Annotated in this window: 28 protein-coding genes; 11 read left to right on the forward strand and 17 right to left on the reverse strand. The window is 72.3% G+C overall.

All coding sequences use genetic code 11. From position 1 onward, the window contains the following. Positions 1–37 precede the first annotated feature (37 nt). The gene (locus ACZ4TV_RS27610; protein ID WP_468137706.1) at positions 38–736 is read right to left on the reverse strand and encodes a TetR/AcrR family transcriptional regulator; all 699 of its coding nucleotides are present in this window, start codon (positions 734–736) and stop codon (positions 38–40) included. A 161-nt stretch (positions 737–897) separates the two neighbouring features. Here ACZ4TV_RS27610 and ACZ4TV_RS27615 point away from each other — a divergent pair, with 161 nt between their 5' ends. Continuing rightward, positions 898–1,356 (forward strand): nitroreductase/quinone reductase family protein, encoded by a 459-nt coding sequence (locus tag ACZ4TV_RS27615; RefSeq protein WP_468137707.1) that lies wholly within the window; start codon positions 898–900, stop codon positions 1,354–1,356. A gap of 85 nt (positions 1,357–1,441) precedes the next feature. Here ACZ4TV_RS27615 and ACZ4TV_RS27620 read toward each other — a convergent pair whose 3' ends face one another. Both ACZ4TV_RS27620 and ACZ4TV_RS27625 read right to left on the reverse strand, forming a co-directional pair. After that, positions 1,442–1,684: a hypothetical protein gene (locus ACZ4TV_RS27620; protein ID WP_468137708.1), complete on the reverse strand. Its 243-nt coding sequence runs from the start codon at positions 1,682–1,684 to the stop codon at positions 1,442–1,444. Between the two features lie 272 nt (positions 1,685–1,956). Next, positions 1,957–3,303 (reverse strand): geranylgeranyl reductase family protein, encoded by a 1,347-nt coding sequence (locus ACZ4TV_RS27625; protein ID WP_468137709.1) that lies wholly within the window; start codon positions 3,301–3,303, stop codon positions 1,957–1,959. Between the two features lie 181 nt (positions 3,304–3,484). Between ACZ4TV_RS27625 and ACZ4TV_RS27630 the strand changes: the two genes are divergently transcribed. Together ACZ4TV_RS27630 and ACZ4TV_RS27635 are read left to right on the forward strand one after the other, a co-directional pair. Beyond that, on the forward strand, positions 3,485–4,849 hold the full coding sequence (locus ACZ4TV_RS27630) for a M20/M25/M40 family metallo-hydrolase (RefSeq protein ID WP_468137710.1): 1,365 nt from the start codon (positions 3,485–3,487) through the stop codon (positions 4,847–4,849). Positions 4,850–4,964: 115 nt separating this feature from the next. After that, the gene (locus tag ACZ4TV_RS27635) at positions 4,965–5,660 is read left to right on the forward strand and encodes an MBL fold metallo-hydrolase (protein WP_468137711.1); all 696 of its coding nucleotides are present in this window, start codon (positions 4,965–4,967) and stop codon (positions 5,658–5,660) included. Between the two features lie 67 nt (positions 5,661–5,727). Here ACZ4TV_RS27635 and ACZ4TV_RS27640 read toward each other — a convergent pair whose 3' ends face one another. Next, the gene (locus ACZ4TV_RS27640) at positions 5,728–6,765 is read right to left on the reverse strand and encodes an NUDIX hydrolase (protein WP_468137712.1); all 1,038 of its coding nucleotides are present in this window, start codon (positions 6,763–6,765) and stop codon (positions 5,728–5,730) included. Between the two features lie 198 nt (positions 6,766–6,963). On the opposite strand from ACZ4TV_RS27640, the gene ACZ4TV_RS27645 reads away from it, so the two are divergent. Beyond that, on the forward strand, positions 6,964–7,950 hold the full coding sequence (locus ACZ4TV_RS27645; RefSeq protein WP_468137765.1) for a LacI family DNA-binding transcriptional regulator: 987 nt from the start codon (positions 6,964–6,966) through the stop codon (positions 7,948–7,950). 185 nt (positions 7,951–8,135) lie between these two features. On the opposite strand, the gene ACZ4TV_RS27650 is transcribed toward ACZ4TV_RS27645, so the two are convergent. The 5 genes from ACZ4TV_RS27650 to ACZ4TV_RS27670 all read right to left on the reverse strand — a co-directional run bounded on the left by ACZ4TV_RS27650 (position 8,136) and on the right by ACZ4TV_RS27670 (position 12,842). Continuing rightward, a complete protein-coding gene (locus ACZ4TV_RS27650; protein ID WP_468137714.1) occupies positions 8,136–9,434 on the reverse strand; it encodes a DUF6986 family protein in 1,299 nt (432 codons plus the stop codon). Between the two features lie 174 nt (positions 9,435–9,608). After that, positions 9,609–10,571, reverse strand: coding sequence for an electron transfer flavoprotein subunit alpha/FixB family protein (locus ACZ4TV_RS27655; RefSeq protein ID WP_468137715.1), 963 nt, complete (start codon positions 10,569–10,571; stop codon positions 9,609–9,611). A gap of 58 nt (positions 10,572–10,629) precedes the next feature. Beyond that, the gene (locus tag ACZ4TV_RS27660) at positions 10,630–11,415 is read right to left on the reverse strand and encodes an electron transfer flavoprotein subunit beta/FixA family protein (protein ID WP_468137716.1); all 786 of its coding nucleotides are present in this window, start codon (positions 11,413–11,415) and stop codon (positions 10,630–10,632) included. A 200-nt stretch (positions 11,416–11,615) separates the two neighbouring features. Beyond that, positions 11,616–12,185: a flavin reductase family protein gene (locus ACZ4TV_RS27665; RefSeq protein WP_468137717.1), complete on the reverse strand. Its 570-nt coding sequence runs from the start codon at positions 12,183–12,185 to the stop codon at positions 11,616–11,618. A gap of 279 nt (positions 12,186–12,464) precedes the next feature. Further along, on the reverse strand, positions 12,465–12,842 hold the full coding sequence (locus ACZ4TV_RS27670) for a TlpA family protein disulfide reductase (RefSeq protein WP_468137718.1): 378 nt from the start codon (positions 12,840–12,842) through the stop codon (positions 12,465–12,467). 239 nt (positions 12,843–13,081) lie between these two features. Between ACZ4TV_RS27670 and ACZ4TV_RS27675 the strand changes: the two genes are divergently transcribed. Continuing rightward, positions 13,082–13,804, forward strand: a complete 723-nt coding sequence (locus ACZ4TV_RS27675) for a lysophospholipid acyltransferase family protein (protein WP_468137720.1) — start codon at positions 13,082–13,084, stop codon at positions 13,802–13,804. A 61-nt stretch (positions 13,805–13,865) separates the two neighbouring features. Here the strand turns inward: ACZ4TV_RS27675 and ACZ4TV_RS27680 are convergent, their stop codons facing one another. The 6 genes from ACZ4TV_RS27680 to ACZ4TV_RS27705 all read right to left on the reverse strand — a co-directional run bounded on the left by ACZ4TV_RS27680 (position 13,866) and on the right by ACZ4TV_RS27705 (position 20,086). Then, the gene (locus tag ACZ4TV_RS27680; RefSeq protein ID WP_468137721.1) at positions 13,866–14,468 is read right to left on the reverse strand and encodes a transglutaminase-like domain-containing protein; all 603 of its coding nucleotides are present in this window, start codon (positions 14,466–14,468) and stop codon (positions 13,866–13,868) included. Positions 14,469–14,542: 74 nt separating this feature from the next. Next, positions 14,543–15,637, reverse strand: coding sequence for a threonine aldolase family protein (locus ACZ4TV_RS27685; RefSeq protein ID WP_468137722.1), 1,095 nt, complete (start codon positions 15,635–15,637; stop codon positions 14,543–14,545). Beyond that, positions 15,616–16,377, reverse strand: coding sequence for an SDR family NAD(P)-dependent oxidoreductase (locus ACZ4TV_RS27690; RefSeq protein WP_468137723.1), 762 nt, complete (start codon positions 16,375–16,377; stop codon positions 15,616–15,618). Before ACZ4TV_RS27690 ends, ACZ4TV_RS27685 begins: the two co-directional genes overlap by 22 nt. Positions 16,378–16,403: 26 nt before the next feature. Further along, complete coding sequence (locus ACZ4TV_RS27695; protein WP_468137724.1) at positions 16,404–17,810, reverse strand: DUF6421 family protein; 1,407 nt, start codon at positions 17,808–17,810, stop codon at positions 16,404–16,406. A gap of 81 nt (positions 17,811–17,891) precedes the next feature. Further along, complete coding sequence (locus ACZ4TV_RS27700; protein ID WP_468137725.1) at positions 17,892–18,965, reverse strand: alpha/beta hydrolase; 1,074 nt, start codon at positions 18,963–18,965, stop codon at positions 17,892–17,894. Then, positions 18,965–20,086: an LLM class flavin-dependent oxidoreductase gene (locus ACZ4TV_RS27705; RefSeq protein WP_468137726.1), complete on the reverse strand. Its 1,122-nt coding sequence runs from the start codon at positions 20,084–20,086 to the stop codon at positions 18,965–18,967. Before ACZ4TV_RS27705 ends, ACZ4TV_RS27700 begins: the two co-directional genes overlap by 1 nt. A gap of 49 nt (positions 20,087–20,135) precedes the next feature. On the opposite strand from ACZ4TV_RS27705, the gene ACZ4TV_RS27710 reads away from it, so the two are divergent. Both ACZ4TV_RS27710 and ACZ4TV_RS27715 read left to right on the forward strand, forming a co-directional pair. Further along, the gene (locus ACZ4TV_RS27710) at positions 20,136–20,795 is read left to right on the forward strand and encodes a helix-turn-helix transcriptional regulator (protein WP_468137727.1); all 660 of its coding nucleotides are present in this window, start codon (positions 20,136–20,138) and stop codon (positions 20,793–20,795) included. Between the two features lie 190 nt (positions 20,796–20,985). Next, positions 20,986–21,678: a glycerophosphodiester phosphodiesterase gene (locus ACZ4TV_RS27715; protein WP_468137728.1), complete on the forward strand. Its 693-nt coding sequence runs from the start codon at positions 20,986–20,988 to the stop codon at positions 21,676–21,678. A 22-nt stretch (positions 21,679–21,700) separates the two neighbouring features. Here ACZ4TV_RS27715 and ACZ4TV_RS27720 read toward each other — a convergent pair whose 3' ends face one another. Continuing rightward, positions 21,701–22,240, reverse strand: a complete 540-nt coding sequence (locus tag ACZ4TV_RS27720) for a GNAT family N-acetyltransferase (protein WP_468137729.1) — start codon at positions 22,238–22,240, stop codon at positions 21,701–21,703. Positions 22,241–22,371: 131 nt separating this feature from the next. Between ACZ4TV_RS27720 and ACZ4TV_RS27725 the strand changes: the two genes are divergently transcribed. From ACZ4TV_RS27725 to ACZ4TV_RS27740, 4 genes are all read left to right on the forward strand, one after another. After that, the gene (locus tag ACZ4TV_RS27725; protein ID WP_468137730.1) at positions 22,372–22,962 is read left to right on the forward strand and encodes a DUF5134 domain-containing protein; all 591 of its coding nucleotides are present in this window, start codon (positions 22,372–22,374) and stop codon (positions 22,960–22,962) included. A gap of 81 nt (positions 22,963–23,043) precedes the next feature. Beyond that, positions 23,044–23,985 (forward strand): M56 family metallopeptidase, encoded by a 942-nt coding sequence (locus tag ACZ4TV_RS27730; RefSeq protein WP_468137731.1) that lies wholly within the window; start codon positions 23,044–23,046, stop codon positions 23,983–23,985. A gap of 52 nt (positions 23,986–24,037) precedes the next feature. Next, positions 24,038–24,682: a phosphatase PAP2 family protein gene (locus ACZ4TV_RS27735; RefSeq protein WP_468137732.1), complete on the forward strand. Its 645-nt coding sequence runs from the start codon at positions 24,038–24,040 to the stop codon at positions 24,680–24,682. A gap of 102 nt (positions 24,683–24,784) precedes the next feature. Beyond that, complete coding sequence (locus ACZ4TV_RS27740; RefSeq protein WP_468137733.1) at positions 24,785–25,420, forward strand: TetR/AcrR family transcriptional regulator; 636 nt, start codon at positions 24,785–24,787, stop codon at positions 25,418–25,420. A gap of 12 nt (positions 25,421–25,432) precedes the next feature. Here the strand turns inward: ACZ4TV_RS27740 and ACZ4TV_RS27745 are convergent, their stop codons facing one another. Next, positions 25,433–26,917: an LVIVD repeat-containing protein gene (locus ACZ4TV_RS27745; protein WP_468137735.1), complete on the reverse strand. Its 1,485-nt coding sequence runs from the start codon at positions 26,915–26,917 to the stop codon at positions 25,433–25,435. Between the last annotated feature and the right edge of the window lie 15 nt (positions 26,918–26,932).

Below are 26,932 nucleotides of genomic sequence, written 5' to 3' on the forward strand. Positions count from 1 at the left end.
TCCGGGAGGGATCCGCCCGCCCGTCCCCGTCCGCCCGTCATACGGCGGGCAGGCCGACCCCGTGCGCCAGCTGGGCAGCGGCGTGCGCGAAGAAGGCGGCCCGGTCCTCGACGACCCGGTTGAACTGGCCGAACAGCTCGAAAGAGACCAGCCCGACCAACTGCGCCCAGGCGGCGACCAGCGCGGCCGTGACCGCCGGGGGCAGGCCTTCGGCGAATTCGGCGGTCATCCGGTCGGCCTCAGCGCGCAGGGCGGGCGGCAGCGGCGGGAGGGCGAGGCCTCGCCCCTCGTACCCGGCGCGGAGGATGCCGATGAGGGCGTTGGCGACCCGTGAGGCCGGGCCGATGGTGTCCTGGGGGGCGCTGTAGCCGGGGACGGGGGATCCGTAGATGAGGGCGTACTCGTGCGGGTGCTCCAGCGCCCAGCCGCGGACGGCCTCGCAGACCGCGATCCAGCGGGCGCGGGGCGGGGCGCCGGCCGCCAGGGCGCGGGCGTCGGCCTCCTCGGCTGCGGCGCCGACGCTGTCGTACGCGTCGATGATGAGCGCGGTCAGCAGCTCGTCACGGCTGGGGAAGTACCGGTAGAGGGCTGAGGAGACCATGCCCAGCTCGCGGGCGACGGCGCGCAGGGAGAGTTTGGCGGCGCCCTCGGCCGCGAGCTGGCGCCGCGCCTCGTCCTTGATGGCGGCGGTGACCTCGATGCGGGCCCGTTCCCTGGCCCCTCGCACGGTGTTCATGCCGATCAGTGTGCCATGCGGGCGGAGCACTGCCCAAAAAACGGATCTCCGCTCCACTCCGAGAGCACTGCTCTTGTTTTGGCGCGCCGATCCGTGCACACTGATCTCAAGCGAGAGCAGTGCTCTCTCTTCTCCGCAGATGACGGCCACGGAGGTCCACCATGAACGCGCCCACCCCGTACTACGTCCAGGCCGGCCCGCTCGCCACCCGCTTCAACGCGCTCTTCGGCAAGCTGGCCCGCATCGGCATCAGCCTCGCCGGAACAGCCGAGCTGTCGGTCCGCGGCCGCACCTCCGGCGAGATGCAGCGGATCCCTGTCAACCAGCACACGTACGAGGGCGCCCAGTACCTGGTCTCGGCCCGCGGCCACTCCCAGTGGGTCCGCAACATGCGCGTCGCGGGCGGCGGCGAGCTGCGCGTGGGCCGCAAGGTACGCACGTTCACCGTCACCGAGATCACCGACCCGGTCCAGCAGGCCGCCGTCCTGCGGGCCTACCTGGAGAAGTGGGGCTGGGAGGTCAACCGGTTCTTCCAGGGCGTCACCGCGAAGTCCTCCGACGCGGAGCTCCGCGCGGCCGCCGGCGACCACCCGGTCTTCCGGATGACGGTGGCGAGCTGACCCCATGGAGGCGGCCGGCGCAGCCGCCCCCGCAGCCGTTCGCCCAGCTGGTGCTGTGACCGGAAAGGTTCACCCGGTCACAGCACTAGGTGCCGCCCCTCCGGCGCGGCCGCTCCCGGTGCGGCAAGAAGGACCACAAGCCGTCGCCGGCCTCGTCGCCCGGGGCCCGCGCGCAGCAGTTCCGGATGCGCCGGTCCATGGACAGCCCCGCCGCGGGATCGGGGTGGTCGCGCGCCGACGCGACGACCCCCACGCCGACGGACCTCTCGCCGCGCTCGAAGGCCGCGAGGACCTGCTCCGGGCCGGATCCGCCCCGTTCGGGTTCCACCCGCCTGGTCAGTCCAGCCCGCCCGCCCAGCCCGCTGGCCCCGCACCCGCACCCGCCCCGGCACCGGCACCGGCACCGGCACCGGCACCGGCCAACGCTCGGGCTCCGGCGCCTGCTCCAGCTCCGGCTCCGGCTCCGGCTCCGGCTCCGGCTCCGGCTCCGGCTCCGGCTCCGGCTCCGGGCCAGCCCCTACCCCGGGACCGGGACCGGCACCGGCCCGGCCCCGCCTTCGAGCGCGAGCCCGCCCTCGCTCCCGGCCCCCCGGGCGCTTCCTATCCCCGGCCGCCGCCGTCCCGGGCCGCCGCCTGCCTGGCGTCCAGCACCTGCAGCGCCTTGCGGGCCAGCGGGTACGTACGCACCAGGTCGGCCAGGGTCGTCGAGCCCCGCGTGATGCGGGCGAAGGCCCGCCACGCCGGACGGAAGCCGGTGATCGTCGCGTGCAGCATCCGCGGCCGGGCCTCGAAGACGGCCAGCATCCGCTTGCCGACCCCCATCTCCACACCCAGCCCGGCCTTCACCGCGAAGGCGTAATTGAGGGCCTGGCGACGCGCGTCCACCGCGTCCTGAGCCTCGGAGATCTTCACCGCCCACTCCCCCGCCAGCCGCCCCGAGCGCAGCGCGAAGGAGATGCCCTCCCGGGTCCACGGCTCCAGCAGTCCGGCGGCGTCGCCCGCCACCAGGACCCGGCCGCGCGAGAGCGGCGAATCGGGCTTGCGGCAGCGCGTCAGGTGCCCGGAGGAGACGGCCGGTTCGAAGCCGGCGAGCCCGAGCCGGGCGATGAAGTCGTCCAGGTAGCGCTTGGTCGCGGCCCCCTCGCCCTTGGCCGAGATGACCCCGACGGTGAGGGTGTCGCCCTTGGGGAAGACCCAGCCGTAACTGCCGGGCAGCGGGCCCCAGTCGATCAGCACCCGCCCCTTCCAGTCCTCCGCGACCGTCTCGGGCACGGGGATCTCCGCCTCCAGGCCCAGGTCGATCTGCTCCATCTCGACCCCGACGTGCGCGCCGATCCGGCTCGCGCTGCCGTCCGCGCCGACCACCGCGCGGGCCAGGACGGTCTCCCCGTCGGCGAGGACCACGGCGACGGTGCGCCGGTCGGGCACGGCCGCCCCGTGCTGTTCGACGCGGGCCACGGCCGTACCCGTACGGACGGTGGCGCCGGCCTTCTCGGCCTCGGCGACCAGTCCGGCGTCGAACTCGGGGCGGTTGATGAGCCCGAAGAGCATCTGCTTCGAGCGCCGGGTGCGGGCCAGCTTCCCGTCCATCGAGAAGGTGACCGCGTGGACGCGGTCCTTCAAGGGGAGCACGAAGCCCGGCGGCAGGGCGTCGCGCGAGGGACCGATGATGCCGCCACCGCAGGTCTTGTACCGGGGCAGTTCGGCCTTTTCCAGCAGCAGGACGCGCCGCCCGGCCGTCGCCGCCGCGTACGCGGCCGAGGACCCGGCCGGTCCGGCCCCGACCACGACCACGTCCCACACTTCGCCGGTCTCCCCGGTCTCCCCGGTCCCCCCGGCCGCCTCGTCCTCCGCCCCCTGCACGGCCTGCCCCGCGCCTGCGTCATCTGCACCCGCACCCGCACCCGCGTCTGCACCTGCGTCGCGTACGTCGTCGTCGCTGCTCACGATGTGTTGCTGCTCCTGATCACCCGGTTGCTCCGATGCCGGGGAAATCCTACGGCGAGACGCCGCCCCGCCCTGCTGTGCGAGGATCGGATTGTCTTTTCGCCGTACCCGGCATACGCACACCCCGCGGATGCGGGCGGCGTACACGGAGAACAACGTCGCACCCAAAAGGAGCGTGCCCATGTCCCAGAATCCGATCGCCGAGACCATCGCCTCGCTGATGCCCCGCGCCAAGCAGGAGCTGACGGAGTTGGTGGCCTTCCAGTCGGTGGCGGACTGGGCGCAGTTCCCCAAGAGCGAGAGCGAGGCCGCCGCGAACTGGGTGGCGGACGCCCTGCGCGTCGAAGGTTTCCAGAACGTGGCGCTGCTCGACACCCCCGACGGTACGCAGTCCGTGTACGGCTTCCTGCCCGGTCCCGAGGGCGCGCCGACCGTTCTGCTCTACGCGCACTACGACGTCCAGCCGCCGCTGGACGACGCCGCCTGGATCTCCCCCGCCTTCGAGCTGACCGAGCGCGACGGCCGCTGGTACGGGCGCGGTTCGGCCGACTGCAAGGGCGGGTTCATCATGCACCTGCTGGCGCTGCGCGCGCTGAAGGCCAACGGCGGTGTGCCGGTGAGCGTGAAGATGATCGTCGAGGGCTCCGAGGAGCAGGGCACCGGCGGCCTCCAGCAGTACGCCGAGGCGCACCCGGAGCTGCTGACCGCCGACACCATCGTCATCGGCGACGCGGGCAATTTCCGCCTCGGCCTGCCGACGGTGACGGCCACCCTGCGCGGCATGTGCCTGCTCAAGGTGAAGATCGACACCCTGGGCGGCAACCTGCACTCCGGCATGTTCGGCGGCGCCGCCCCCGACGCGCTGGCCGCGCTGATCCGGGTGCTCGACTCGCTCCGGGCGGCGGACGGTTCGACGACCGTGGACGGGCTCGCCTCGGACGCGGTGTGGGACGGCCTGCAGTACCCGGAGGCGGACTTCCGCGCCGACGCGAGGGTCCTGGACGGGGTCGAACTGATCGGTGAGGGCACGATCGCGGACCGGCTGTGGGCCCGCCCGGCCGTGACGGTGCTCGGCATCGACTGCCCGCCGGTGGTCGGCGCGACGCCCTCGGTGCACGCCGGTGCCGGGGCGCTGATCAGCCTGCGGGTGCCGCCGGGCGTGGACACCAACGAGGCCATCAAGCTGCTGCAGGCCCACCTGGAGGCGCACACTCCGTGGAAGGCGCGCCTCGAACTCGAGGTGGTGGGCCAGGGCCAGCCGTTCCAGGCGGACACCGACAGCCCTGCGTACGCGTCGATGCGGGCGGCGCTCGAGGCCGCGTACCCCGGCCAGGAGATGCAGATCAGCGGCATGGGCGGGTCGATCCCGCTGTGCAACACGCTGACGTCCCTGTACCCGGGCGCGGAGATGCTTCTGATCGGGCTGAGCGAGCCGGAGGCGCAGATCCACGCGGTCAACGAGAGCGTGTCGCCGGAGGAACTGGAGCGCCTGTCGGTGGCGGAGGCCCTCTTCCTCGTCAACTACGCGGAGTCCAAGCGCGCCTGACCCGGGCCGGGTCGTCGGCCGTGTGTGTACGCCCAGGGCGCAGTGCGCCCTGGGCGTACTGCGCTCCCGGTGAAGTTCCGTGCCGGGGGCGGTCGGCCGTGCGTACGGTCGCCCCATGGATCTCGTCGAAGTGCTTCCGAACCGGCTCCACATGCTCCGCTTCCCCATCGGCCAGGCGTACCTCTGGCAGGACGGCGGAGCCCTCACCCTGATCGACGCGGGCAACGTCGAATCCGCCGCCGACATCGAGGGCGCGATACGTTCCCTGGGGCTGCTGCCCGAGCGGCTCGAGCGGATCGTCCTCACGCACTGCCACCGCGACCACGTCGGCGCGGCCGGTGAACTCGCCGCCCGCTGGGGCGCGCGGGTGCTGGCGCACCGCCTGGATGCGCCCGTGGTCCGGGGCGAGCGACCGGTTCCCGAACCGGTGCTGCTGGACTGGGAGATCCCGCTGTACGCGCACGGTCTCACCGTGCCCGAGGCCCCGCCGACCCGGGTCGACGGTGAGCTGGAGGACGGCGACGCGCTGGGCTTCGGGGACGGGGCGTACGTCGTCCACGCCCCCGGCCACACGGACGGCAGCATCGGGATCCATCTCCCGGCCTACGGTGTGCTGTTCGCCGGCGACTGCATCGCCGCCGTCGGGCCGCCGATGCTGGGCGTCTTCAACGTGGACCGCGGCCGGGCGATCGATTCCTTCCACCGACTGGCCGCGCTTGCCCCGGCGATCGCCTGCTTCGGCCACGGCGATCCCCTGACATCGGACACGGCGGCCGCCCTGACCAAAGCCGCCGCCGACACCGCTGCCTGAGGCCCGGGCGACACGAGCCGGCACGAAGCGCCCCGGAGGCGAACCGAGCCCAAAAAAGGGGGGGCGCTCAGCCGACCGGGGTGCCCGCCTCCAGGTACAAGGGGCGTCCGCGTTCCCGGGCGCGCAGGGCCCAGCGCAGCCGTTCGTACCGGTGCTGCGGGAGGAGGCCGGCGGCCTCGGCTTCCGTGACGAAGCGCCAGGCGCGCAGTTCCGGGCCCGGCAGCCGGAGCCGGGCCGTCGCCTCCGCGGAGAGGCGGCCGCCGTCGAAGAGCAGGCGCAGGCCTCCGTACCCGGGCGGCTGCGGGGGCTCCCAGTCGACCACGAGCAGGCCGGGCGTCCGGTCCAGTACGAGGCCCAGTTCCTCGGCGACCTCCCGTACGCCCCCGCAGGCCGGGGCCTCGCCCGCTTCGACGACTCCGCCCGGGAACTCCCAGCCCGCCTTGTACGTCGGATCAACCAGCAGCACCCGGTCCTGCTCGTCGAAGAGCAGCACCCCGGCCGCCACCGTCTCCCGCGTGGGCTCCGGGGTCTGCACGATGTCGCAGACCCGGGCCGTTTCCGAGCGGACGGCTTCGGCGATCCGCTCCGCCGTCTCCCGCGGGGTCAGGCTGCCGTTGTCGATGACGTGTGCGTCGCCGGTGAGCCAGCCGAGGGCCTGCTGGTAGGCCGGGATGTGGTCGTACGCCCACTGGCGGACCCGGAGGTCCACGTCCTGTGGCTCCCCCGGCTCTTGCCGCGTCGCGATCCGCTCCCGCAGGATCGTTTCCTCAGGAGCGAGCAGCACATGCCGGACCGGGATCCGACGCGCCGCCAGCCCGCCGAAGATCTCGTCCCGGTAATCCTGGCGCAGCAGCGTCATCGGTACGACGAGCACACCGCCCACTTCCGCGAGCATCGCCGCCGCGGTGTCCACCACCAGGCGCCGCCAGCTCGGCAGGTCCTGGTAGTCGGTGACCTCCGCCAGCCGTTTGGGCGGCAGCAGCACGCGCAGCGCGTCGCCGACGAACTCCGGGTCGAACAGGGTGCTGTCCGGCAGGATTCGGGCCAGTTCGCGGGCCGTGCTGGTCTTTCCGGCGCTGAATGTGCCGTTGATCCAGACAATCACGTCTACCCCTCTCCGCATGGCTCGTCCGGAGCCCCCAGTGGCTTGCCCGCACCACCCTGCCACGGAAACCTCACTATCGGTCGAGTGCTTATCCTCAAGGTCACAGCCGTCACGGCCCCGCCCGAGAGCTCCGGAGGATTCACGACCGTGCCCCACAACCGCCGCCCGTCCGAGCCCCGCTACGGCAACCGGCCGACCATGAAGGACGTGGCGGCCCAGGCGGGCGTCGGCCTGAAGACGGTGTCGCGGGTGGTCAACGGCGAGCCGGGAGTCACCCCCGAAACGGAGAAACGGGTCCAACAGGCCATCGACGCCCTGGGCTTTCGCCGCAACGACAGCGCCCGCGTGCTGCGCAAGGGCCGTACCGCCACCGTGGGCCTGGTCCTGGAGGATCTCGCCGACCCCTTCTACGGTCCGCTGAACCGGGCGGTGGAGGAGGTGGCCCGCGCGCACGGGGCGCTGCTCATCAACGGTTCCAGCGCCGAGGACCCGGACCGCGAGCGGGAGTTGGCGCTCGCGCTGTGCGCCCGCCGGGTGGACGGCCTGATCGTGATCCCGGCCGGAGACGACCACCGCTATCTGGAGCCGGAGATCCGGGCGGGGGTGGCCACGGTGTTCGTGGACCGTCCGGCGGGGCGGATCGAAGCGGACGTGGTGCTGTCGGACAGCTTCGGCGGCGCCCGGACCGGGGTCGCCCACCTGATCGCGGGCGGCCACCGCCGGATCGGTTTCATCGGCGACCATCCCCGCATCCACACGGCGACGGAGCGCCTGCGCGGCTACCGCGCGGCCATGGCGGACGCGGGCCTGGCGGTGGCCGAATCCTGGGTCGCCCTCGGCTCGACGGACCCGGACCGGGTCGCGGCGGCGGCGAGGGCGATGCTCGCGGGCCCGGAGCCGGTGACCGCCCTCTTCGCCGGCAACAACCGCGTGACGGTCACGGTGGTACGGGTCCTCGCCGCCCGGGAGCGCCCGGTGGCCCTGGTCGGCTTCGACGACTTCGAGCTGGCCGACCTGCTCCGCCCCGGCGTCACGGTGGTCGCCCAGGACCCGGCGACGCTGGGCCGCGTGGCGACGGACCGCCTCTTCCAACGCCTCGCGGGCGCCGACCTCCCCCCGTCCCGCATCGAACTCCCGACCCACCTCATCCCCCGCGGCTCGGGCGAACTCCCCCCGACCGCCTGATCCCTCACCGGATCAGTCCGCGCGGTCCGGGCCCCGGCCCCGCGACGGGTCAGCCAGCGCGCGGCGAAGTCGTGCCGGCCTGAACCCAACGGGTCGGTCTGCCCGCGGATGTGGGTCATCAACGCCGGGGAACGCGACGAGGCCCGGCCGGGGGTGAATCCGGCCGGGCCTCGCGAACGTCGGGCTCAGGCGGTCGCCGTCAGGGTCGCCGAGCGGCGGGGGATGGCGAAGGCGTCCAGTTCCGCGCGGGTCAGGCCGGTCAGGGCGGTGACCTCCTCGGCGCCCACGGCGCCGCAGTCGAGGCCGCGGACCAGGTAGCCGGCCAGGGCCTTGGCGGTGGCGGGCTCGTCCATGACGTCGCCCTCGATCTTGGCGACGTACGCCTTCAGGCGCGCGGCGGCGGCTTCGAGGCCCTCGCGGTAGAAGGTGAAGACGGCCGCGTAGCGGGTCGGCAGGTGCGCCGGGTGCATGTCCCAGCCCTGGTAGTAGGCGCGGGCCAGGGCGCGCCGGGTGAGGCCGTAGTGCAGCTTCCAGGCCTCGTGCACGTGCTCGGTGGTGCCGATCGGCAGGACGTTCGTGGAGCCGTCGGAGACGCGTACGCCGGTGCCGGCGGCCGCGACCTGCATGATCGCCTTCGCGTGGTCGGCGGCGGGGTGGTCGCTCGACTGGTACGCGGCGGAGACGCCGACGCAGGCGCTGTAGTCGAAGGTGCCGTAGTGCAGGCCGGTGGCGCGGCCCTTGGAGGCCTCGATCATCCGGGCGACGGTGGCGGTGCCGTCCGAGGCCACGATCGACTGGCTGGTCTCGATCTGGATCTCGAAGCCGATCCGCCCCGGGCGCAGGCCGCGGGCCGTCTCGAAGGCCTCCAGCAGCTTGACGAAGGCGCTGACCTGCTCGGCGTAGGTCACCTTGGGGAGGGTGAGGACGAGCCCCTCGGGCAGGCCGCCGTGCTCCAGCAGCCCGGAGAGGAAGATGTCCGTGGTGCGGATTCCGCGGTCGCGAACGTTGGACTCCATGCACTTCATGCGGATGCCCATGTACGGGGCGTTGGTGCCGTTGGAGAAGGCCTCCGAGACGAGGCGGGCGGCGCGGGCCGCGGCCTGGTCCTCCTCCTCGTCGGAGCGGACGCCGAAGCCGTCCTCGAAGTCGACGCGGAGGTCCTCGACGGGCTCGCTGCGCAGCTTGGCGCGGACGCGGTCGTAGACCGGTACGGCCAGCTCGTCGGAGATGCCGAGCACCTTGGCGAAGGTGGCGGCGTCCGGGGCGTGCTCGTCGAGCGCGGCGAGGGCCTGGTCGCCCCAGGAGCGGATGGTGTCCGCGGCGAAGACGTCACCGGGCACGTAGACCGTGTGGATGGGCTGCCGGGTGCCGGGGTCGCCCGGGTAGTGACGCGCGAGCTCCGCGTCCACCGGCGCGAGGGAGGCGCTGATGCCCTCGCTGACCGCGCCTGCGAGGCTCGTCGCCACCTTCTCCTGCTGACCCATCGTGCACTCTCCTCTTTTCCGCTTCACGGAAGCTTAGATCCGCATAGCAGAATTTAGTCATGGGGTTCCGCTCCGTCAATGGTCCCTCGGTCGTCCTGGACAAACGACTCGGGGCCGCGCGGTGACAATCACCACACGGCCCCGGAGAAGACGAAGCTGAGAGAGAAGCGCAGGTCAGCCCTTGCGGGCCTTGATCTCCTCGGTCAGCTGCGGGACGACCGCGAAGAGGTCGCCGACCACGCCGTAGTCGACGAGGTCGAAGATCGGGGCCTCGGCGTCCTTGTTGATGGCCACGATCGTCTTCGAGGTCTGCATGCCGGCCCGGTGCTGGATCGCGCCCGAGATGCCGGAGGCGATGTAGAGCTGCGGGGAGACCGACTTGCCGGTCTGGCCGACCTGGTTGGAGTGCGGGTACCAGCCGGCGTCGACGGCGGCACGCGAGGCGCCGACGGCCGCGCCGAGGGAGTCCGCGAGCTCCTCGATGATGTGGAAGTTCTCGGCACCGTTGACGCCACGGCCGCCGGAGACCACGATCGCGGCCTCGGTGAGCTCGGGGCGGCCGGTCGACTCGCGCGGGGTGCGACCGGTGATCTTGGTGCCGGTGGCCAGGGCGCCGAAGGTGACGGCGAGCGCCTCGACGGTGCCGGCGGCCGGAGCGGCCTCGACCGGGGCCGAGTTCGGCTTCACGGTGATGACCGGGGTGCCCTTGGAGACGCGGGACTTGGTGGTGAACGACGCGGCGAAGGCGGACTGCGTCGCGACCGGACCCTCGTCACCCGCCTCCAGGTCGATCGCGTCGGTGATGATGCCCGAGCCGATGCGCACGGCCAGGCGCGCGGCGATCTCCTTGCCCTCGGCGGAGGACGGGACGAGCACGGCGGCCGGGGAGACGGCCTCGTACGCGGCCTGGAGCGCGTCCACCTTCGGTACGACGAGGTACTCGGTGAACTCGGGCGCGTCGGCGGTGAGGACCTTGACCGCGCCGTGCTCGGCGAGCACGGCGGCGGTGTCGGCCGCGCCGGCGCCGAGGGCGAGCGCGACGGGCTCGCCGATGCGGCGGGCCAGGGTCAGCAGCTCGAGGGTGGGCTTGCGGACGGCGCCGTCCACGTGGTCGACGTAGACGAGAACTTCAGCCATGGGACTGCTCTCCTGCTATTGCGAAGTGTCTGGGGGCTTGTGAGAGTGGCCGGAGTTCTTAGATGAACTTCTGGCCGGCCAGGAACTCGGCCAGCTGCTTGCCGCCCTCGCCCTCGTCCTTGACGATCGTGCCGGCGGTGCGGGCCGGACGCTGGGCCGCGGAGTCGACCTTGGTCCAGGAGCCTTCCAGACCGACCTCGTCGGCCTCGATCTCCAGCTCCTCCAGGTCCCAGGACTGAACCGGCTTCTTCTTGGCGGCCATGATGCCCTTGAAGGACGGGTAGCGGGCCTCGCCCGACTGGTCCGTCACCGAGACGAGCGCGGGGAGGGAGGCCTCCAGCTGCTCGCTCGCGGTGTCGCCGTCGCGGCGGCCGGTGACGGTGCCGTCCTCGACCTTGACCTCGGAGAGCAGGGTGACCTGCGGGACGCCCAGGCGCTCGGCCAGGATCGCCGGCAGCACGCCCATGGTGCCGTCGGTCGACGCCATACCCGTGATGACCAGGTCGTAGCCGGCCTTCTCGATCGCCTTGGCGAGCACCAGCGAGGTGCCCATGACGTCGGAGCCGTGCAGGTCGTCGTCCTCGACGTGGATGGCCTTGTCGGCGCCCATCGACAGCGCCTTGCGCAGCGCGTCCTTGGCGTCCTCGGGGCCCACCGTCAGGACGGTGATCTCGGCATCGTCGGCCTCTTCGGCGATCTGCAGCGCCTGCTCGACGGCGTACTCGTCGAGCTCCGACAGCAGGCCGTCGACGTCGTCACGGTTGACGGTCAAGTCCTCGGTGAACTGCCGGTCGCCCGTGGCGTCGGGCACGTACTTCACACAGACAACGATCCTCAGGCTCACGCCGGCTCTCCTACCGCATCGTCTTTTCTGGTACCGCCTTATGCAGGCAGCATAGGCGCCTTGTCGGGCGGATCCCGGTCGGGGCGGCCCGCGCTCCGAAGGGAATGTTACTCGTCAGTACACCGTGGGTCCCGCCAAGTCGCAAGGCTGCTGAACTGTGATCTGCCCAACGCCGCCCGACCCGCCCAACCAGGGACGATTCAGTCCCGCAACGCGTTGAAGCGGCCCTGGTGGTACAGCAGGGGGCGGCCTTCCCCGGCCGGGTCCCCGATCACCGCCTCCGCGATGATCACACGATGTTCGCCTGCGGGCACCCGCGCCACCACCCGGCAGACCAGCCACGCCAGTACGCCGTCCAGCACCGGGACCCCGTGCGGTCCCGCGCTCCAGCCGGTGGCCGGGCCGAAGCGGTCGGCCCCGCTGCGGGCGAACAGGCCGGCCAGCTCCCGCTGGTGCTCGCCGAGTATGTGGACGCCGAGGTACTCGCTGTCGCGCACCGCGGGCCAGCTGGACGCCCCGGTGCCGATGGTGAAGGACAGCAGCGGAGGGTCGGCGGAGACGGAGTTGAGCGAGGTCGCGGTGAAACCCACCGGCCGCCCGCCGTCCTGGGCGGTGATCACGGCCACTCCGGCGGCGTGCTGCCGGAAGACGGAACGCAGGAGGTCGGGCGAGCCGGGGCGGGCGTCGCCGGAGCGGGGGGAGGCCGGGAGGGGGGAGGCCGGGCGGTGGGAGGCGGCCTTCGGGACCGTCGGGACCGTCGGAGCAGTCATCAGGGTTCTGCCTTCTGCCGCGGGACACGCGGGCGCTGTCGGGGATCAGGGGCCGGGGCGTTCAGTGATCCCAACAGCGCGCGCTCGCGTGGCGGACGAGGTCCACGTGGACCCGTCCGTAGAGCAGGAGTTCATACCGCATGCCGCCAGCGTGGCGATCTCCGGTGGACACAGTCAAGCGAGATCGGGCAGATGTCAGGCGCGTCACGCTGAGTGCGGGCGCGCGCACCGGCGCGTCCGGCACCGCGGCACCGGTCCGGCCGCCGGCCGTGCCGCTCGTCATACGGCGGCCCCGAGGGCGGCGATCACGTCGACCTTGCGCGGCATCCCGGCCGCCCGCCGGACGATCCGGCCCGCCGAGTCCAGAACGAGCACGGTCGGGGTCTTCTCGATCCCGAGGGCCCGCACCAGGTCGAGCCGGTCCTCCGCGTCGATCTCGATGTGAGCGACCCCCTCGATCATCGCGGCCACCTCGGCGAGGGTCCGCCGCGTGGCCCTGCAGGGCTGGCAGAAAGCGCTGGAGAACTGCACCAGGCTGGCCCGCTCCCCCGGCTCCGCGCCCAGTTCCGCGGCGCCCAGCCGCGCCCGCCCGTGTTCCGGCACGCCTTCCCGCCCGTCTTCCGACACGCCTTCCCGCCCGTCGTCCTGCCCGAGCATGCGCGCTCCCGTCGCCGCCTTCTTCCGCGTCCGCGTACATCATCGCCGTACGCTCGTACGTGGAGCGGAGCGCGCTGCGGGCCCGCGGCATTCCCGGCGTGATGAGAATCTCCCCGGGCGCGGGCCTCTGGGCTGGCCAGCAGCCCTCGTATGGGGCACGATCCCATGGTCGCGTACCTACGCTTCCGTAACTTCCGGCCGGGAGCACCTCCCCAGGCAGAAAGCGGGGTCTCCCCACCATGGCTGAGTTCGTCTACCCTCCCGTGATCGGCGCCGCCCACGGGCTGTTCCGTGCGCTCGACATCCGTATCGACATGCAGGGCACCGACAACATCCCCCGCAAGGGCGGTGCGGTCCTGGTGTCGAACCACATCGGCTACCTCGACTTCATCTTCGCCGGGCTGACCGCGCGGCCGCAGAAGCGCCTGGTGCGCTTCATGGCGAAGGAGTCAGTGTTCCGGCACAAGGTGTCCGGCCCGCTGATGCGCGCGATGAAGCACATCCCCGTCGACCGTACGCAGGGTGAGACGGCGTACCAGCACGCGCTGGACTCGCTGCGGTCCGGCGAGATCATCGGGGTGTTCCCCGAGGCGACGATCTCCCAGTCCTTCACCCTCAAGAGCTTCAAGTCGGGTGCGGCGCGCATGGCACAGGAGGCCGGCGTTCCGCTGATCCCGGTCGCCCTGTGGGGCACCCAGCGGCTGTGGACCAAGGGCCGCCCGAAGAACCTCAAGCGCAGCCACATCCCGGTGACGATGCGGGTGGGCGAGCCGATCGACGCCCCGGCCGACCAGTACGCCGGGGCCATCACGCGCCGGGTGCGCGAGCGGGTGCAGGAGCTGCTGGACGCCGCCCAGCGCGCCTACCCGGACAAGCCCAAGGACACCGCCGACTCGTGGTGGCTGCCGGCCCACCTGGGCGGCACCGCGCCGACCGCGGCCCAGGTCCGCGAAGCCGGCTGATCCCCTTCCGCCTTCCGCCCGCACGCGGCCCCGCCCGAGGGGGACGGGGCCGGGGCAGCCGTCAGAGGGCCGTCGGCAGCTTCCGCCACAACTCCGGCCGGTCGGCGGACTCCTGGAGGGCCTTGAGTGCGGCCGGGTGCGCGGCGGCGTACAGCTCGGGGTAGTCGACCTCGCCGAGCTCCGGGCGTACGGGGAAGGCCAGTTGCTCGCACTGGAGGTCGAACCGGGCCTCGACGCCGGGCTTGTTGCCGCGCGCGTCCAGGCGGGCCCACCGGCCGACGCCGGGCAGCCACACGGCGATCAGGCCGTGGACGACGTGGCCCGAGCCCTCGTCGTCGGCGAGGCGCTGGTAGCAGAGGGCCGCCGGGATGTCCCGGGCGCGCAGCAGGGCGGCCAGGGCGTGGGACTTGGCGTAGCAGATGCCGTTGCGGGTGGCGAGGACGTCGGAGGCGCGCCAGGTGACGCGCATGTCACCGGAGTCCGCCGAGTGCGGGACGGTGTCGCGGACGAACTCGAAGGCCGCCTCGGCGTACGCGTACGCGTCGCCGCCCGCGGCGCTCCAGAGGGCGTCGGCGGTCTCGCGTACGAGGGGGTGGGCGTGGTCGATCACGTCGTCGGCCGCCAGATAGGCGGCAAGGTCGGGTTGCTCCTGGATCAGTTCCATGATCCAGGAGCATACCTATGCGACGCAACGCATAGCTATCCCATTGTGGTGCGGGCACGCCCGCACGGACATGCCTAGCGGGAAAGCTCTTCCTTCAGGGCCTGGAGGAAGCCGTCCACGTCCTCCTCCTGGGTGTCGAAGCCGCACATCCAGCGGACGTCACCCGCGGCCTCGTCCCAGAAGTAGAAGCGGTAACGCTGCTGCAGCCGGCGCGACACCTCGTGCGGCAGCCGCGCGAACACCGCGTTCGCCTGCACCGGGTAGAGGATCTCCACGCCGTCCGTCTCGCGCACTCCCGCCGCGAGCCGCTGCGCCATCGCGTTGGCGTGCCGGGCGTTGCGCAGCCACAGGTCCTTGGCGAGCAGCGCCTCCAGCTGCACCGACACGAACCGCATCTTGGACGCGAGCTGCATCGACATCTTGCGGATGTGCTTCATCTGCCGGACCGCGTCCGGGTTGAGCACCACCACGGCCTCGCCGAACATCATGCCGTTCTTCGTGCCGCCGTACGACAGCACGTCCACGCCGACCGCGTTGGTGAAGGCGCGCATCGGCACGTCGAGCGAGGCCGCGGCGTTGGCTATCCGGGCCCCGTCGAGGTGGACCTTCATGCCGAGCCCGTGGGCGTGCTCGCAGATCGCCCGGATCTCGTCCACCGTGTAGACGGTGCCCAGCTCGGTGTTCTGGGTGATCGACACAACCTGCGGCATCGCCCGGTGCTCGTCCTCGAAGCCCCAGGCCTCCTGGTCGATCAGCTCGGGGGTGAGCTTGCCGTCCGGGGTCGGCACGGTGAGCAGCTTGAGGCCCGCCATCCGCTCCGGAGCGCCGCCCTCGTCCACATTGATGTGGGCGGTCCTGGCACAGATCACCGCACCCCAGCGGTCCGTCATCGCCTGGAGGGCGGTGACGTTCGCGCCGGTGCCGTTGAAGACCGGGAAGGCTTCCGCGTACGGCCCGAAGTGGCTGCGGATGATCTTCTGCAGGTGTTCGGTGTACTCGTCCTCGCCGTAGGCGACCTGGTGGCCGCCGTTGGCGAGTGCGACGGCGGCCAGGATCTCCGGATGCACCCCCGCGTAGTTGTCGCTCGCGAAACCGCGCACCGCCGGGTCGTGGTGGCGCCGGGCGTCGGTCTTCCCGGCATCGGTTCTCACGGTTGCGGAGTGAGCCACAGACGCTGTCCGTTCACATCGATTGCGGGCCGCTCCCAGACGCCGGCGATGGCCTCGGCCAGCTCCTTCACGTCGGTGAAACCCGCGAACTTCGCATTGGGACGCTCGGCGCGCATCGCGTCGTGCACCAGTGCCTTGATGACCAGGATCGCAGCTGCCGCGCCCGGGCCCTCGTCACCGCCCACCTTGCGGAAGGAATCCGCCATGGCGAGCGTCCAGGCCTCGGCGGCCGCCTTGCCGGCGTTGTACGCGGCGTTGTTGGCGACCGGCTTGTGCGCGCCGGACTGGCTGACCAGGACGTAGCGGCCGCGGTCGCTGCGCACCAGTCCGTCGTGGAAGGCGAGCGAGGTGTGCTGGACGGTGCGGATGAGGAGCTTCTCCAGGAAGTCCCAGTCCGCGAGGTCGGTGTCGGTGAAGCTGTTGCTGCCGCGCCAGCCGCCGACGAGGTGGACCAGCCCGTCGACCCGGCCGAACTCCTTCTCGATCTGCTCGGCCCAGGCCTTGGCGGCGGCGAGGTCGAGCAGGTCCACGGTGTCACCGGTGATGGTCGCACCGCCGTGGGCGTAGCGTGCCGCGTCCACGGCCTCGGCGAGGCGCGCCGGATCGGCGTCCGACGCGATGACCACCGCCCCCGCCTCGGCGAGGCGGAGCAGGGTGGCGCGACCGGCGGGCCCACCGGCCCCGGCCACCGCCACCACCGCACCCTGCAGCTTTCCGTTGCCGTTCCCGGAGCCGTTCATCTGTGCAGCCTCCTGTGGGCGAGCGCTCACGCGGCGACTCGCTCGGCCTGCTCGGCATTCAGGGCGGTGATGCCCTTCGTGGAGGCGATCACTCCCTTGAGCTTCTTGGCGAGCGCCTCAAAGAACATGCTGAGCGGAAACTCGTCCGGAAGCACGTCGTCCACGAGCTTGCGCGGCGGCTGCGTCATGTCGAGGGCGTCGGGACCCTTGGCCCACTTGGAACCCGGGTGCGGGGCGAGGTACGTCGAGACCAGCTCGTAGGCCTTGAACCAGTGCACCAGCTTCGGGCGGTCGATGCCGGCCCGGTAGAGGTCCTCGATCTCGGCGCACAGCTGGTTGGTGACCTGCGGGGCGCGCATCCAGTCGATCTTCAGCTTGTTGTCCGTCCAGCGCACGACGTCGTGCTTGTGGAGGTAGGCGAAGAGCAGCTGGCCGCCGAGCCCGTCGTAGTTGCGGTTGCGGTCGCCGGAGACGGGGAAGCGGAACATCCGGTCGAAGAGGACGGCGTACTGCACGTCACGGCCGTGCTCGTTGCCCTCGGACTCCAGCTTCACGGCCTCCTTGAAGGCGGTGAGGTCGCAGCGCAGCTCCTCCAGGCCGTACATCCAGAACGGCTGGCGCTGCTTGATCATGAAGGGGTCGAACGGCAGGTCGCCGTGGCTGTGGGTGCGGTCGTGGACCATGTCCCACAGGACGAAGGCCTTCTCGCAGCGCTCCTGGTCGGTGACCATGGCGGCGATGTCGGCGGGCAGCTGGACGCCGAGGATGTCGACGGCGGCCTCGGTGACCTTGCGGAAGCGGGCGGCCTCGCGGTCGCAGAAGATGCCGCCCCAGGTGAAGCGCTCGGGGGCCTCGCGCACGGCGATGGTCTCCGGGAAGAGCACGGCGGAGTGGGTGTCGTAGCCCGCGGTGAAGTCCTCGAAGGTGATGCCGAGGAAGAGCGGGTTGTCGTACCGGGTGCGCTCCAGCTCGGCGAGCCACTCGGGCCACACCATCTTGAGCGCGACGGCCTCCAGATTGCGGTCCGGGTTGCCGTTCTGCGTGTACATCGGGAAGACGACGAGGTGCTGGAGCCCGTCGGCGCGCTCGGCGGCCGGGTGGAAGGCCAGCAGGGAGTCGAGGAAGTCCGGCACCCGGAAGCCGTCCGCGGCCCACTTGCGCAGGTCGGAGACGAGCGCCTGGTGGTACGCCGTGGCGTGCGGGAGCAGCGGGGACAGCGTCTCCACGGCGCGGATCACCCGCCCGACGGCGGCCTCGGCCGTGTGGCGGGCGGGGGCGCCCTCGGCCTCGAAGTCGATGGAGCCGTCCTTGGACTGCCAGGGGCGGATCTCCTCGACGGCCGCCTTGAGCTCGGGCCACGCAGGGTGGTCGACCACCCGCGTCCCAGCGGTTATCACGGCCCCGCCGGCACCCGGCACAAGAGTTTCCGTCATGTCACTTCCTCCACAGGAGAACCTCACGTCAAGGCAGAGTAAACGTGCGAGGCTCTTCCACTCAAGAGGGAACTCAGGAAATTATCCTGCGCCACCCCCCGCTTCACCGAAAGTCTTCCCGTCCGTCAGGGTGGAATTGATGACTCCGCCCAGTCGCGCCAAGGCCTCCCCGGCCTGCGGCAGCACTCCGGCCAACGCGAGGAAGCCGTGGAACATCCCGGGATGAGCGTCGAGAACCGCGGGAACCCCGCTCTCCCGCAGCCGCCGGTGGTACGAGAGGCCGTCGTCCAGCAGCGGGTCGCACCCGGCGACCACCACATGGGCGGGCGGCAGCCCGGTCAGGTCCGCGCCCAGCGGCGAGGCCAGCGGATGCCGGCCGTCGCCTCCCGGACCGAGGTACTGCTCCCAGAACCAGCGCATGTGCGCCGCGGTCAGGAAACAGCCCTCGGCGTTCGTCCGGTACGACTCCCCGTCCCGGGCCGCGTCCAGGGCCGGGTAGATCAGCACCTGGAGCGCGACGGCCGGTCCCCCGCGCTCGCGGGCGAGCAGCAGCGAGGCCGCGGCAAGGTTGCCGCCCGCGCTGTCCCCGGCGACGACCAGGGCGGCCGGGTCGGCGCCCAGCTCGCCGAGGTGGGCGCCGGCCCAGCACAGGGCCGCGTGGGCGTCCTCCAGGGCCGCCGGGAACCGGTGCTCGGGGGCCCGCCGGTAGTCCACCGAGACCACGGCCGCGCCGGCCGCCCGCGCGATGTTGCGCGCGGTGGTGTCGTGGGTGTCCAGGTCGCACAGGACCCAGCCCCCGCCGTGGCAGTACACCACGGTGGGGCGGGGCCCGGGCCAGCGCTCCGGGTCGGGCAGGTAGACGCGCACGGGGACCGGCGGGGCACCCGGCGGGCCGGGGACCGTCCGGTCCTCGACGGCCCCGACGCGGGGCGGGTCCGCGGGCGGCCGGGGGGCGGCCGCCAGGATCCGCCGGGCCTGCCCGGCGTCGGTGACGCTCCCGCCGACGTCCGGGAAGGCGGCGGTGAGGGCGTCGACGAAGGGCACGGCGGCGGGATCGAGCCGGGCACGACCGGTGCGGGCGGGAGGGATGCGGGCCGGCGAAATGCGGGCCGGAGGGATGCGGGCCGGAGCGGGATCCGCGGCGGGGTCGGTCATCACAGCTCCCGGAAGTGCGGGATGACCTTCTCGCCCCACTGCCGCAGGGTCTCCAGGCAGGCCTCCTGCTCCACCGTGCCCATCTGGATCAGGCACATGATCTCGTCGGCCCCCGCCTCCCTCAGCCGTTCCACGTACGCGATGGCGTCGTCGGCGGTCCCGTAGGCGTGGTCGGCGTTGAAGGTGGCCGTCGAGGTGGGCCGGACCGGGATGTCCAGCTCGTGCAGCCGGGCCACCACCTGCTCGGCGGCCTCGCGCATCCGCGCGCCCTCGTCGGCGCCCGCGACCACGGCCTCGTCCGGGATCCCCGTCCCGCCGTACCAGTGGCCGATGGACTGGGCGAAGAAGCGCTGGCCGCGGGTGCCGATCCGCCGCGCCTCCTCCCGGTCGTCGAGCACGATGGTCGGGCACAGCACGGAGAAGTGGTCGTTGACCACGGTGGACACGAAGCGGCTCCCGTCCCGCCCGGCGATCGCGGCGTCGTAGCCGGAGCGCATCCTCGCGATCGACTCCGGTCCGGCGAAGCCCATCACCAGGGCCCCGATCCCCAGCTCGGCTGCCTGGACCAGGGTCTCGTCCCGGCTGCACGCCAGGAACAGCGGCGGGTGGGGGGTCTGCCGCGGCCTCGGCAGGATCGGGTGCGGGTCTATGGCGATCAGCTCGCCGTGGTACTCCAGCTCCTCCTCCTGCCAGGCCCTGCCGATGATCCGCAGGGCCTCCTCGACCTCCGCCGCCGTGCGGTCCCGGTCCACCCCGCACAGCGAGGTCTCCTGCTCGGTGCCGCCGCGTCCGGCCCCCAGGTCGAGCCGTCCTTCCGAGAGCAGGTCGAGCATGGCGGCCCGCTCGGCGACCCGGACCGGGTGGTTGAAGTTGAAGGGCATGCACACGACGCCGTGCCCGATGCGTATGGTGCTGGTCTTGGCGGCGACGAAGCTCAGGAAGACCTCGGGGGCGGACATGTGTGCGTACCACTTCAGCGAGTGGTGCTCGACGGCCCAGATCCGGTCGAATCCCATGCGCTCGGCGAGCACGGCCTGCTCGACGCAGTCGCGGATGACCTGGTGCTCCCGTTCCACCGTCGGGTCGGCGAGCTGAGCTTCGAAGATCACGGAGAATTTCACTGTGCCTCCAGGGTTGCGTCGCGTGCCCGGTCTTACTTCTATTCGGAATATGACTAGTAGTCAGAAGACGAAGAAGCAAGAGCTTCCACCGACCGCGTGGGCCGTTCTCGGCCTGCTGTCCTTCCCCGGCGAGCGGACCGGTTACGAGCTGAAGAAGTGGGCGGACTCCTCGCTGCGCTTCTTCTACTGGTCGCCGGCGATCAGCCAGATCTACGCGGAGCTGCGCCGCCTGGAGGAACTGGGTTACGCCGCCTCCGCGCGCTCGGGCCCCGAGGAGGCGCGGGCCAAACGCCGCTACGCCATCACCCCCGCCGGGCGCGAGGCCCTGTCCGGCTGGGCCGCCGACGCCGCGGAGGCCGGGCCCCCGGTGCTCAAGCACGGCCTGCTGTTGCGGATCTGGCTCGGCCACCTGGCCGATCCCGAGCGGCTGCGCGCGATGGTCGGCGAGCACCTGGAGCGCACGCGGGCCGAACTGGCCGCGGTACGCGAAGCGATGGAGCACGCGAGCGGCGTACCGCAATGGGCCTTCCCGGCCCTCGCGCTGCGCTGGAGCGAGCGGCAGCACCTGGCCGAACTGGAGCTGGCCGAGGCCCTGCTCATCGACCTGGAGGGGCTCGCGGAGGGCTCGCGGGCCCAGCGGTCTCACGCTGGACCCGAGGGTGAGACTCCGCACCGTCAAGCCGACGGGGACGCGCCCACGCCCGAGTGACGCGACGGGGCCGCAGCCGGCCGCCGCGGGGCGCAGGACCCTGGCGGGAAGCGGCCGGGGCGCCCTTCCGGGGCGCTGCACGGGCGGTCCCTTCGGACCCCCGGCGCACTAGCATGCGTCCTCATCGCGCGCGGCCGGTAGGGACACCGCGACCGCGCGGGGAGCCGCCGTCGACGGAAGCGAGAGAACCTTGACTTTCCTCACCATCGGTCACCGCGGGGTCATGGGTGTCGAACCGGAGAACACCCTGCGGTCGTACCTCCGAGCGGAACGTTCCGGCATGGACGCCATCGCCCTGGACCTCCGGCTGAGCAAGGACGGCGCCCTCGTCGCCCTGCACGACCCCGAGGTGGACCGGACCACCGACGGCTCGGGGGCCGTCGCCGATCTGACCCTGGCCGAGCTGCGCGAGCTGGACGCCGGTCAGGGCGAGCACGTGCCGGTCTTCGAGGAGGTCCTGGACGCGGTCCGGACCCCGCTCCAGGCGTCCGTGGGCGACCGGGCCGCCGCCGGGGTGCTCGCGGAGCTCATCCGGCGCCGCGACCTGACGTCCCGGGTGGAGGTCGCCTCCTGGCACGAGGCGGTGCTCACCGAGACGGCCCGGCTGGTGCCCGGCGTGCGCACCACCCTGTACGCGGACTCCCCCGGCGGCGATCCCGAGGGCCTCGTGAACCGGGCGCTGGCCGCGGGCGCGGGAACGGTCGCCGTGGACATCCACCGGATCACGCTGGAGACCGTGGAGACGGCGCACGCGGCCGGACTGCGGGTGACCGGCCGGACGGTCAACACCCTGGACCAGTTGCGGCTGGCGCGGGCGCTCGGGCTGGACGGCGTGGCCACGGACTTCCCGGAGATCCGCAGCACGGGCCGCTTCACCGCCTGACGGCGGCTCCGCCGGACACCCCCTAGAGCGGCTTGACCAGCAGCTCGAAGGCCAGGTCGTCCCTGAGCGGGATGCCGAAGCGCTCGTCACCGTAGGGGAAGGGGCTCAGCTCGCCGGTGCGCCGGTAGCCGCGGCGCACGTAGTAGGCGATGAGCTCGTCCCGTACGTTCACCACCGTCATCCGCATCTCCCGGGCACCCCACGTCTCGCGGGCGCGGCGCTCGGCCTCGGCCAGTATCTCCTTGCCGAGGCCGGCGCCCTGGAGCCCGGGGCGGACGGCGAACATCCCGAAGTAGGCGTGGTCTCCCCGGTGTTCGAGCTGGCAGCAGGCGACGAGTTCGCCCGCGCGCTCGACGACGAGCAGGACCCCGTCCGGACTGTCGATGACGGCGCGCACCCCGTCCGCGTCCGTGCGCTGCCCTTCCAGGTAGTCGGCCTCCGTGGTCCAGCCGGCCCGGCTGACGTCCCCGCGGTACGCGGACTCGACGAGCGCCACCAGTTCCGGTACGTCCGCCTCCACGGCGCTGCGGAAACTCAGGGCGGCGGGCTGGGCGGTGGACATCGGGCGCTCCGTTCGGTGCGGTGGCATATGACATGCCTGGTGCGGCAGGGAGAGCGTATCCCGGGGCCGCGTGAGGGCGGTGCGAGAGGGGCATCTCTCCCCGTGACGCCGACGAACCGGGAGGTTCCGCCGTGCACGGATCCGCCACGTCCCTTTCCGCCTCCCTATCCTCCTGGCTGCTCGTGCTGCTGTGCGCGGTGAGCGGCGCGTACTGCCTGCGGCGGGTGCGCGGCTCGGGCGACACCGCTGCCGCCGGGGAGGCGGTGATGGGCTTCGGCATGGCGCTGATGGCCGTGCCCCTCGGGCACGCCGACGGGTGGCGGGTTCCCGTGCTGGGGGCCGTCTTCTGCGGCGCGGCGCTGCACGCCTTGTGGCTGCTGCGGGGCGGGGTGCACCACGCGCACCACCTGGTGGGCTCCCTGACGATGGTCTACATGACCCTGACGGCGGGATCCGGGACCGGGACCGGGAACGGACACGGACACGGACACGGTGCCGGGCTGCCGCTGCTGACCGGGGCGCTCCTCCTCTACTACGCCGGGTACGTGGTGCTCGGCGGGACCAGGCTGGCCGCCGCGGGCGGTACGGCCGCCGCCGGCGGTGCGCCCACTGCGGGCGAGCCGCAGCCGGTCGCCGCCGGCCGGGGCGGAGCCGCGGAAATCGTCCGTGCCTGCCGACTGGCCATGGGGATGGGGATGTTGGCCATGCTGCTCATGATGTGACGACGCCCGGGGACGTGTCCTGCGTCACCAATGCCGCAAGGCCGTACCCGCAGGTAGCCCCGCGCTCATAGGCTGGCGGCCATGATGGTCCCCGCCGTTCTCCTGTTGCTCGGCGCCCTGACCGCGGTGCTCGCTCCCCGTCTGCTGGCCCGGGCCCGATGGCCCGAGCGCGAACCCGTCGTGGCCCTGTGGGTGTGGCAGTGCGTGGTCGGCGCGGTGCTCCTGTGCTTCGGGCTGTCGATGCTGCTGAGCGCGGCGGCCGCCTGGCAGGCGGTCCGTGGCCGGCTCTTCGGCGCCGCCCCGCGCGGGGTGGTCGACGCCTACGCCCTGGGCGCGTCCGGCGGGCCCTGGGCGGCGGGCACCGCGCTCATACTGGCGGGCGGTGCGCTGTGGACCGGGGCGATGCTGACCGGGGAAGTGCTGCGGGCGCGGGCCCGGCGGCGCGCGCAGGGCAGTGAACTGCTGGTGCGGGCCCCGCTGCTGCCCGGGGAGGAGCCCGTGGGCGCGCGGCTCGTCGTACTGGAGGGTACGCGGCCGGATGCCTGGTGGCTGCCGGGCGCGGCCCCGCAGTTGGTGGTGACGACGGCGGCGCTGGCCCGGCTGAAGGGCAGTCAGCTGGACGCCGTACTGGCGCACGAACAGGGCCACGCGGCGGCCCGGCACGACTGGCTGCTGCACTGTTCGCGGGCGCTGGCCCGGGGCTTCCCGCAGGTGCCGGTCTTCGCGGCCTTCGAGGCGGAGATGCACCGGCTGGTGGAGCTGGCGGCGGACGATGTGGCCTCGCGGCGGTTCGGACGGCTGACGGTCGCGCTGGCGCTGGTCGGACTCAACGAGGACCGGGGGGTGTTCGGGGCTTCTGCCGCGCAGGAGGCGCACGTTCCGCAGCGGGTGCGCAGGCTGCTGTCGGCCGCTCCCCGGCTGTCGCCCGGCCGCCGGCTCCGGCTGACGGCGCTGGCCACGCTGGTCCCGGCGATACCGCTGCTGGTGGCCTTCGTACCGGGGCTGAGCGCTCTGGCCTACTAGGTCCTGTCCGGGCCCGGCGCCGCCGGACGGCCGCCGGTGCGAGGATCTCCCCATGCGGAACGATCACTTGCGATGGGTGGGCATCGGCTGTGCGCTGCTCGGGGCGGTCCTGACGGCGCTGGTGGTGGCGGGGTGGCGGCCGCTCGTCTCGTACGACGACCAGGTCGCCCGGGACCTGCACGCTCACGCCGTCGCGCACCCCGGGGTCACGGACGTCATGCGCGTGTTCACCGACTGGGTGTGGGACCCCTGGACCATGCGGGCGCTGGCCGCCGTCGCCTTCCTCCTCCTGTGGTGGCGCGGCGACCGGGAGCGGGCGCTGCGGGTGGCGGTGGCCACGGTGGCGGCGACGGTGGTGGTCCAGGGGCTGAAGGCACTGGTGGGGCGCGAGCGTCCGGTGTGGCCGGATCCGGTGGACGGGGCGCAGTACGCGGCCTACCCGTCCGGCCACGCGATGACGGCGACGGTGGTGTGCGGACTGCTCCTGTGGCTGCTCCCCCGCCCGGTCCCGCGGTGGGCTCCGGCCGCCTGGGCGGTGGTCGCGGTTTCGGTGCTCGGGGTCGGCTTCACCCGGGTCTACCTCGGGGTGCACTGGCTGGCGGACGTGGTGGCGGGCTGGCTCCTGGGCGTGGCCCTGGTGGCTCTCGCGACGTCCGGATCGATCCGCCGGCGCGGATCGCGTCCTGCGGAACGGTGAGGGTGTGGTGTGCCTGCTCTGGGCGATCCCCCGTGTCACCCAGAGCAGGCGACCCCGTGCGCTGAGTATATTGGCTCCGAGCCAGTCAACGCAGGAGTAAGCATGTCCCCGCGCAGCGCATCGGTCAATGAAGAATTGCGCAGACGTTCCCGGGAGCGGCTGCTCCAGGCCACGGTCGAGCTCGTCGCCGAGCGGGGCTACGAGGCGACGACGCTCGGCGACATCGCCGACCGGGCGGGCGCGGCACGCGGTCTGGTCTCGTACTACTTCCCGGGCAAACGGCAGTTGCTGCAGTCGGCGGTGCACCGGCTGATGCACCTCACCCTGCACGCCGCGCTGGAGCGGGAGCCCCGTAGCGAGGACGGGCGCGAGCGGCTCGCGCGCGCCGTCGACGCGATCCTCGGACTGGCCCGGGACGAGCCGCTGCTGATGCGCACGCACATGGCGGGCATCCTCACGGCCGAGGGCTTCGTGCAGTGCCCGGAGCAGCAGCGGCTGGCGCAGCTGCTGCGGGACACGGTCACGCGCTACGGTTCGGCCGACGTGGACGCGGACTATCCGCTGCTGCGGGCGCTGCTGATGGGGGCGGTGGTGGCGATCCTGCTGCCCGGGGCGCCGATGCCGGCGACCCGGCTGCGGGCCGAGCTGTTCCAGCGCTACGGACTGGACTGGGAGCTCGGCGTTCCGCCGGACGGCGGGCCGCCCGGCGGAACGTTTCACTCCGGAGCCGTGGGGTGAGGCATCCGGCCGTCAGTGGTATTCGGGCTGCGTCTGGACGTTGAGCCGGTCCATCCACACCCACTTCGCGCTCTCGGTCCGCCCGTCGTCGAGCCTCAGCACGTCGAGGCCCTTGGCGATGTCGTTCGAGTAGATGTGCCCGTTGTAGTAGTACGCGGACCAGGACCCGCCGGTGCGGAGCCCGTCCGTGGTCAGCGGGCCGCGCTCGAAGTAGCCGATCTCCTCGGGGCGGGCGGAGTCGGTGAAGTCCCAGACCGAGATGCCGCCCTGGTACCAGGCCTGGACCATGATGTCGCGGTCGCCGCCGACCGGGATCAGCGAGCCGTTGTGGGCCACGCAGTTCTCGGTGGCGGCCTGGTGGCGCGGGATCTTGAAGTAGCTGCGGAAGACGAGCTTGCGCTGGTCGCCGCCGCCGGTGATGTCGTAGATCCCGTCGGCGCCACGGTTGGGGCCGGTGGCCTCGTTGCAGGTGGCGCCGCCGCCCCCGCCGAGCTCGTCGGTGAACACGACCTTGTTCGCCCGCTCGTTGAAGGTGGCCGAGTGCCAGAACGCGAAGTTCACGTTGTCCTGCACCCGGTCGATGACCCGCGGCTGCTCGGGTTCGCTGATGTCGAAGAGGATGCCGTCGCCCATGCAGGCGCCGGCGGCCAGCTTCTTGGACGGCAGCACGGTGACGTCGTGGCAGCCGGTGGTCTTGGAGACGCCGGGGTTGGTCGGCCCGCCCGGGTTGCCGCCGTCCGGGAAGAGGATCGGGAAGGCGACGACCGCGGCCTGCGTCGGCGCGTGCTTCGGGACCTTCACCACCGAGATGCCGTCGTGCGGGGGCTTGCAGTCCGGGAAGGCCTCGTTCGGGGAGTACGAGGCGACGTAGAGGTAGATGTCGCGGCCGCTCGGCACCAGCGTGTGGGTGTGGGAACCGCAGGCCGTCTCTACGGACTTGATGTACTTCGGGTTCTTCTTGTCCTTGATGTCGAAGATCTTGATGCCCTCCCACGAGGACTTCTCCGTCGCGGGCTGCGAGACGCTGTTGCAGGAGTCGTCGCTGCGCGAGGAGTCGGTGGAGAGGAACAACAGGTCTCCGAGGACCGAGATGTCGTTCTGGCCGCCGGGGCAGAGCACCTGGCTGACGGTCTTGGGCGCCTTCGGGTTGCCGATGTCGTAGATCGTGAAGCCGTTGTAGTTGCCCGCGTAGGCGTACTTGCCCTGGAAGGCCAGGTCGGAGTTGGTGATTCCGGGGAAGCTGCTGGGGATGTTGGCCAGGGGTGTGATGTTCCGGCTGTGGACTATCTCGTCCTGGCCGGGGATGTCGCCGGGGGCGAGCTCCCTGCCCTGGGCGATGCCCGGGTACTGCCCGGAGGCGCTCCCGGGCGTCAGTTCGCCCGGGTCCGGGGTGGCGGCGGCGGGTCCGGCCGCCAGCAGGGTGGTGAGGAGCCCGGCCGCTGCGACGGCCGCTCCCAGACTCCTGTTTCGCACTCTGGGGGTGTGCAACGAGGTCACTGTGCCTCCCATGGG

The sequence above is a fragment of the Streptomyces sp. NPDC028910 genome (assembly GCF_055564955.1).